Source organism: Mesorhizobium jarvisii, from assembly GCF_003601985.1.
Classification (GTDB): Bacteria; Pseudomonadota; Alphaproteobacteria; order Rhizobiales; family Rhizobiaceae; genus Mesorhizobium; species Mesorhizobium jarvisii.
The window spans coordinates 426,069-432,712 of the sequence record NZ_QZXA01000007.1 but is presented as its reverse complement, the minus strand read 5'-3'; the positions used below and the strand labels follow the sequence as shown (position 1 = coordinate 432,712).

The window sequence follows — 6,644 nt, the reverse complement described above, 5'->3', positions numbered from 1 at the left end:
CTTCAACAAGGCCAAGCAATTCCGTCGTATCGCAACCCGATACGACAAGCTGGCTGAGAACTATCTTGCCGCCCTCAAACTCGTCGCAATCCGCCTCTGGCTACGCGGTAATGAGTCTACGTCCTAGACAAACCGCACCGAGATGCGGCCTAGCCTCGCCCGTCTCCTCGACTTCATTCACGATACGGCGCTAAATATACTAAATATATACAAAGCACTGGCGTTTCATGGGAGGTGATGATGTCGGTGACGTATGATTTTTCGGGCCGAACAGCAATCGTCACAGGAGGCGCCCGTGGTATCGGTCGAGCGATAGCCCACAAGCTCTCTTTGAGTGGAGCGGACGTCTGGATCTGGGATATTGAGCCCGTCGAGCTTGAAGGCACACGATCTCTTTCAGTGGACGTGACGAAACGCGATAACGTCATGCAAGCGCTGACCATCATGGGTGAAGTCGGGGTCGACATTCTCGTCAACAATGCGGGGTGGCTGGGTGGCTATAAGCCGTTCGAGGAATTCGAACCGGCGGAATGGCAGAGAATCCTGCAGGTCAACCTTCTTGGCACGTTCGAAGTAACGCATCGCGTGCTCCCGCTTATGCGACGAGCGGGAAAGGGTCGTATCGTCAACATGGGATCCCTTGCCGGGAAAGAGGGACTGCCGAGCCTTGCGGCCTATTCCGCGGCCAGCGCCGGTGTCATCGCTTTTACCAAAGCACTGTCGCGTGAGATCAGCGATACCGATATTCGCGTCAACTGTATCGCTCCGGGACCGATCGATACGCGCCTTATCCGCGATCTCGGCAATGAAACCGTCGATGCGATGATATCGGCAAGTCCGCTGAAGCGGCTCGGCGATCCGAACGAGGTAGCGGCGCTCGTGGTGTGGCTTTGCTCGGATGCCAGTGCGTTCAACACCGGCGCTGTTTTCGACATGTCGGGCGGCCGAGCCCGATACTGACAGAGATCGCGGGAAAGTATCCCCGGGCAACATGCCGGCTGAGCAGATCGGCTCTCCAAGGTTGCTCGGCATGGCAATCTGTTCATCACAGGGGTCGTATTTTCGAGATCATCGGCGATCATGATCGCGACGAGACGAATCATGCGATATGGCGCAGGCTTGACGAGCCGGTACGCTGCGCGTGAATTTGCCAATATGACGAACCGCTTGCTCAAGGCATGACAGGCGAGGGGGGACGAAAAATGACCGCGCCCGGCGATTTGCTGCAGGCACTTTTTCTGAGGCTCAAAAGCGATAAGTCGCTGTCTGCGCTGCTTGGTGGCGCCGGGCTGCTTGAGCGGGCGACCGAGAATGCCGCCTTTCCCTACGTGACTTTTGGTCAGACCAGTGCCTTTGACTGGGACACCGGCGCCGAGAACGACGACGATCAGTTGATTACGCTGCATGTCTGGTCGAAAGCCCATGGTGAAGACGAAACCCTTGCCATCATGGCCGCCATCAAGGCCCGCCTTGCCAACGCCGCACTGGTGGTCGGCCGGCGCGGCAAGACGCGGCTGTCGCTTGAATTCACCGAGGCCCGTTACGACGAGGAACTCCTTGTGCATCACGGGCTGCTGCGGTTTCGCGCGCTGACACAGGAAAATGCCTGACACGCTTTCAATCTGGCCGAAACGGAGTCTAGACTGGCGTCTGCGGGATTTCGTCGGGTTGGGGCGTCGAAATGACATCGGTCGTCTGGCGTTTCAGGGGGTGTAGCGGGCATGGTTTTCGCATCGATCACCGTTCATTTCACGTTCAGCACCGATGCGTTACAACGCCGACCATGAAAACGCTTCGCTCCCACTTTCGAACCGCGACCCTGGCGCTCTGTGCGGCCGGGCTGTTGGCGTCGCAGGCGACGGCGATGTCGGTGATCGCGCCCGACCAGTCCAGCCCGATCGTCCTGGCCGCATCCGACTGCTACGCGATCGGCCAGCAGGTGGCCGAGCAGAATGGCGGGACGCTGGCCAAGGCCTCGCAGTCGACACGCGGTGGCCAGCCGGTCTGCGTCATCGTCGTGCTGGTGCCTGGCAAGGACGGGCAGCGTCCGCGCCGTTCCGAGATCGTCGTTCCGCAGAACTGACCCACCCGTTTCCCAGGCTGCCGGAATCGGCCTATATCTGAACAAGTCCTTCAAAAGGTATCGATCTCCGCATGCGCGTACTCGTCGTCGAGGATGACAAGGATCTCAACCGGCAGATAGCGGACGCGCTGGTCGACGCCGGCTACGTCGTCGACCGTGCTTTCGACGGCGAGGAAGGCCATTTCCTCGGCGACACCGAACCCTACGACGCCGTCGTGCTCGATATCGGCCTGCCGCAGATGGACGGCATCAGCGTGGTCGAACGTTGGCGCCGTGGCGGCCGCAAGATGCCGGTGCTGATCCTGACCGCGCGCGACCGCTGGAGCGACAAGGTCTCCGGCATCGATGCCGGCGCTGACGACTATGTCACCAAGCCCTTCCACATCGAGGAGGTGCTGGCGCGGCTCCGGGCGCTGATCCGCCGCGCCGCCGGCCATGCCTCGTCGGAACTCACCTGCGGGCCGCTGCGCCTCGACACCAAGGCCTCGAAAGCCGATGTCGACGGCGTGCCGCTGAAGCTGACCTCGCACGAATTCCGCCTGCTTGCCTATCTGATGCACCATATGGGCGAGGTGGTCTCGCGCACCGAACTGGTCGAGCATCTCTACGACCAGGATTTCGACCGCGATTCCAACACCATCGAGGTCTTTGTCGGGCGGCTGCGCAAGAAGATGGGCATCGACATGATCGAAACCGTGCGTGGCATGGGCTACCGCATGCGCGAGCCGGAGGCGTAACTCGGAACCGCTCAAACCAACCGCAAGGGCGCCGCTTTCGCTGCGTTTGTGGCCCCGTTCGCTGACGTTCCGCGTGATCGCCTTTTCCACCGTGTGGGCGATCCTGACCCTTGTCGTCATTTTCACCCTGATCACCACGCTCTACCGCCAGGCCAGCGAGCGCGGCTTCGACAGCCTGCTTTCGGCGCATCTGTTCAACCTGATCGGGTCCATCGGCATTTCCGACACCGGTGCGCTCACCGGCGCCCCGGACCTTGGCGACCTCCGCTTCTCCGAGCCGAATTCCGGTTGGTACTGGTCGGTCGAGCCTGCCTCGGAAGGTGTGCATGGTGACCTTCATTCGTCGTCGATGACGAGCAAAATTCCGTCGCCAAGCGTCGCCGAGGTGCCCTTCAATGCCAGCTTCCAGCGCAGCTATTCGGCCGAAGGGATAGACGGCGAGCAGCTCGAAGTGTTCGAGAGCGAATTCGTGCTCGATGCCAAGAACCGCGCCGCGCGTTTTCGCGTGATGGGCAACCAGAGCGAACTCGAACAGGAAATCGCCACCTTCCAGCGCCGCCTGCTGACCTATCTCAGCCTATTCGGCGTCGGCATGATCGCCATCAACGCCATTGCCATCCTGCTCGGCCTGCAGCCGCTGCGCCGGGTGCGCAACGCCCTTGCCATGGTGCGCGAAGGCACCGCGCAGCGGCTCGACGGCCGCTTTCCTGCCGAGATCGAGCCGTTAGCCAACGAAACCAACGCCTTGATCGAAAACAACAAACGCATCGTCGAGCGCTCGCGAACCCAGGTCGGCAATCTCGCCCACTCGCTGAAGACGCCGCTGGCGGTGCTGCTCAATGAGGGCCGGGCGCTTGGCGGCGCCAAGGGACAATTGATCGCCGAGCAGGCCGCCTCGATGCAGAAGCAGGTCGACCATTATTTGCAGCGCGCCCGCGTCGCGGCGCAGCGCGACAGCGTCGTGTATCGTACGCCGGTGGCGCCGCTGGTGCAGCGCATGGTGCGGGTCTTGCAGAAGCTCAATCCGCAGACCAGCCTGTCGCTGTCCCTGCCGGCCACCGAGATCGTCTTTGCCGGGGAGCGCGAGGACCTCGAGGAACTGCTCGGCAATCTTCTCGAAAATGCGATGAAATGGGCAAAAAGCGCGGTATCGGTCACGGTGGCGCCCCTGGCCGGCAAGGACGACAATCTTTTCGAGATCAGCATCGACGACGACGGTCCTGGCATTCCCGAGGACAAGGCGCGCGATGCGCTGAAGCGTGGAAGGCGTCTGGACGAGACAAAACCGGGAACAGGTCTGGGACTTGCCATTGTCGCCGACCTCGTCAACGAGTATGGAGGCGTTCTCGCGCTCGAACGGTCCGACCTGGGTGGATTGAAGGCAGTGGTGCGCTTGCGGACCCTTCACTGATGATCCCGGACCAATCGACAGCGATGGAAGGCGTTTGTCATGGCGGCATATCGATTGATCCCGGAGCAATGCCGATTGCTCTCGAACTTGCCGGCAGCGGCCAAATTTCCGACAAATATCAATACTATGGCCACGCCTACTTCTCCGATGACGCGGCCCCCGGCGCATCCATGGCAGGCTCCAACTCAAGAAAACCGGTTGTTGGCATGAAGATTCGCGTCGCGCTTGTTTCCGCATTGCTGGCCGTTTCCGGCTGCACCACCTTGAGCGGCAAGGGCCCTACCGTGACTCCGACACCGGCCTCGACGCCTCCGACAAGCGGCAAGGTCACCAAGTCGATCATTTCGGCGATGGACGGCGGCCTCGTCGGCGGCTCGATCGGCAATGGCCTCAGCGACGCCGAGAAGCGCAGTGCGCTCGAGGCCGAATACAAGGCGCTTGAATATACGACGAGCGGTCAGAAAGTGGCGTGGAAGGGCGATCAGGCTTCGCACTATGGCGAGGTGGTTCCGGCCCAGCCCTATCGCGTCGGTTCGCAGGACTGCCGCCAATACACGCAGACGGTGTTCACCGGCGGCGCCGGGGTGACGGCGCGCGGAACCGCTTGCCGCAATGCCGATGGCAGCTGGACGCCGCTAACCTGACGGCTGCATGTCGCCCAAAAGTGCGCAGCGGTTTTGGGACAATGACATGCACCAAAAACGGACCGGCCCAGCTCCGGTTGATGTCGATCAAGGACGTCAGGCGCGCTGACCGTCAAAGCGTCGCAGGATGCCTGTGTTGGCAGGGCGGGGCTCTGTCGTTATTGGAAGAACCATGCTGTTCTGGGTCATAGCCGCGATACTGACGCTCGGCGCGAGCCTGGCGGTGCTGCTGCCGCTGGCCGCGGGAGCCAAGGGCACGTCGTCGAGTGGCGATCACGATCTGGAAGTCTATCGCGACCAGTTGTCCGAGCTTGACCGCGACGCCGGGCGCGGCTTGATCCAGCCGGTGGAAGCGGCCGAGGCGCGCGCCGAAATCGCGCGCCGCATCCTGCGCCTCGACAATGCCGATACGGCCGGCAAGGCATCGGCCCGGCCGGCTTCGGTCACGGCGCGGCTTGTCGCGACCGTGGCGGTGCTGGCGGTCCCGCTGGTCAGCTGGGGTGTTTACAGCCAGATCGGCTCGCCTGACTTGCCGGCGCAGCCGCTCAGCCAACGGCTGACCAAGAACCCGGCCGACAGTTCGGTCGACGAATTGGTTGCACGCGCTGAGGCCCACCTTGCCGCCAACCCGTCCGACGGCAGGGGGTGGGACGTGCTGGCCCCGGTCTATCTGCGCATGCAGCGCTTCTCCGACGCGGTCGCCGCGTACCGCAATGCCATCCGCCTCGCCGGCGACAGCGCTGTTCGCCAGGCCGGCCTCGGCGAGGCAATCGCCGGTGCCGCGGGCGGTATCGTTTCCGCCGATGCCCAGGATGCCTTCGAGGCGGCGCTGAAGCTCGATCCCGCCAATGCCAAGGCCAGCTTCTACCTGGCCGTGGCCTTGGCGCAGGAGGGGCGCAACAAGGAAGCGATCACGGCCTGGCAGGCGATGCTGGGCACTTTGCCGCCGGATTCGCCATGGCGCAGTGCCGTCGAGCAGGCACTGGCAAAATCCGCTAGCCCCGAAGTCGCTTCCGGCGCGGCCGCGAAGGGCCCCGATGCCGCAGATGTCGACGCCGCATCCTCCATGTCGCCGCAGGATCGCGAAGCCATGATCAACACCATGGTCGCCGGCCTCGACGAAAAACTGCGGCAAAATCCGCGAGACACGGAAGGATGGATGCGGCTCGTTCGTTCCTATGTCGTGCTGGGCAAAACCGATCAGGCGCGCGAGGCGCTCGGTCGCGCCATCGCCGTCTTTGGCGCCGGCAGCGACGAAGCCAAGAAATTCACCGCCTTTGCCGCCTCGCTCGGCCTGACGGCGACGGAGTAAAACGTGTCATGACACGCAAGCAGAAGCGATTGTCGGTCATCGTGGGCGGATTGGCTTTCCTGGGTGCCGCCACCGGGCTGACCTTCTACGCGCTTGGCCAGAAGGCCTCCTACTTCTACATGCCGGCCGACCTCACCACGGCGAGCGTCCAGCCCGGCCAGCGCATCAGGCTCGGCGGTTTGGTCGAAAAAGGCACCATCCAGCGCGGGCAGGGCGCGACGGTCGCCTTTTCGGTCACCGACACGCACAAATCGGTCAAGGTCACCTATACCGGAATCTTGCCCGACCTCTTTCGCGAGGAGCAGGGCGTCATCACCGAGGGCAGTTTCGGTCCGGACGGCGTCTTTGTGGCCGACAGCGTGCTTGCCAAGCATGATGAGCGCTATATGCCCAAGGAAGTGGCCGACGGGCTGAAGGCCAAGGGCGTCTGGCAGGAGAGCAAGAGTGAATAGCCCTG

8 protein-coding genes and 1 pseudogene are annotated in these 6,644 nt (G+C 62.7%); all 9 read left to right on the top strand.

From position 1 onward, the window contains the following. Window positions 1-127: pseudogene (locus D3242_RS20330) on the top strand (IS5/IS1182 family transposase); the annotation flags it as partial. A 113-nt stretch (window positions 128-240) separates the two neighbouring features. Next, window positions 241-960: an SDR family NAD(P)-dependent oxidoreductase gene (locus tag D3242_RS20325; protein WP_120145518.1), complete on the top strand. Its 720-nt coding sequence runs from the start codon at window positions 241-243 to the stop codon at window positions 958-960. Window positions 961-1,202: 242 nt separating this feature from the next. Beyond that, window positions 1,203-1,610 carry a DUF3168 domain-containing protein gene (locus tag D3242_RS20320; protein WP_038645591.1) on the top strand — a complete coding sequence of 136 codons (408 nt, stop codon included), beginning with the start codon at window positions 1,203-1,205 and terminating at the stop codon, window positions 1,608-1,610. Window positions 1,611-1,783: 173 nt separating this feature from the next. Next, window positions 1,784-2,083, top strand: a complete 300-nt coding sequence (locus D3242_RS20315) for a hypothetical protein (RefSeq protein WP_019857143.1) — start codon at window positions 1,784-1,786, stop codon at window positions 2,081-2,083. Between the two features lie 71 nt (window positions 2,084-2,154). Then, window positions 2,155-2,820: a response regulator transcription factor gene (locus D3242_RS20310; RefSeq protein WP_019857144.1), complete on the top strand. Its 666-nt coding sequence runs from the start codon at window positions 2,155-2,157 to the stop codon at window positions 2,818-2,820. Window positions 2,821-2,860: 40 nt separating this feature from the next. Continuing rightward, window positions 2,861-4,231: an ATP-binding protein gene (locus D3242_RS20305; protein ID WP_064985113.1), complete on the top strand. Its 1,371-nt coding sequence runs from the start codon at window positions 2,861-2,863 to the stop codon at window positions 4,229-4,231. 206 nt (window positions 4,232-4,437) lie between these two features. Next, a complete protein-coding gene (locus D3242_RS20300) occupies window positions 4,438-4,875 on the top strand; it encodes a hypothetical protein (protein ID WP_038652364.1) in 438 nt (145 codons plus the stop codon). A gap of 172 nt (window positions 4,876-5,047) precedes the next feature. Next, complete coding sequence (ccmI, locus tag D3242_RS20295; protein ID WP_064985057.1) at window positions 5,048-6,187, top strand: c-type cytochrome biogenesis protein CcmI; 1,140 nt, start codon at window positions 5,048-5,050, stop codon at window positions 6,185-6,187. Window positions 6,188-6,195: 8 nt separating this feature from the next. Further along, window positions 6,196-6,639 carry a cytochrome c maturation protein CcmE gene (gene ccmE / locus D3242_RS20290; protein WP_010915048.1) on the top strand — a complete coding sequence of 148 codons (444 nt, stop codon included), beginning with the start codon at window positions 6,196-6,198 and terminating at the stop codon, window positions 6,637-6,639. Window positions 6,640-6,644: the final 5 nt, after the last annotated feature.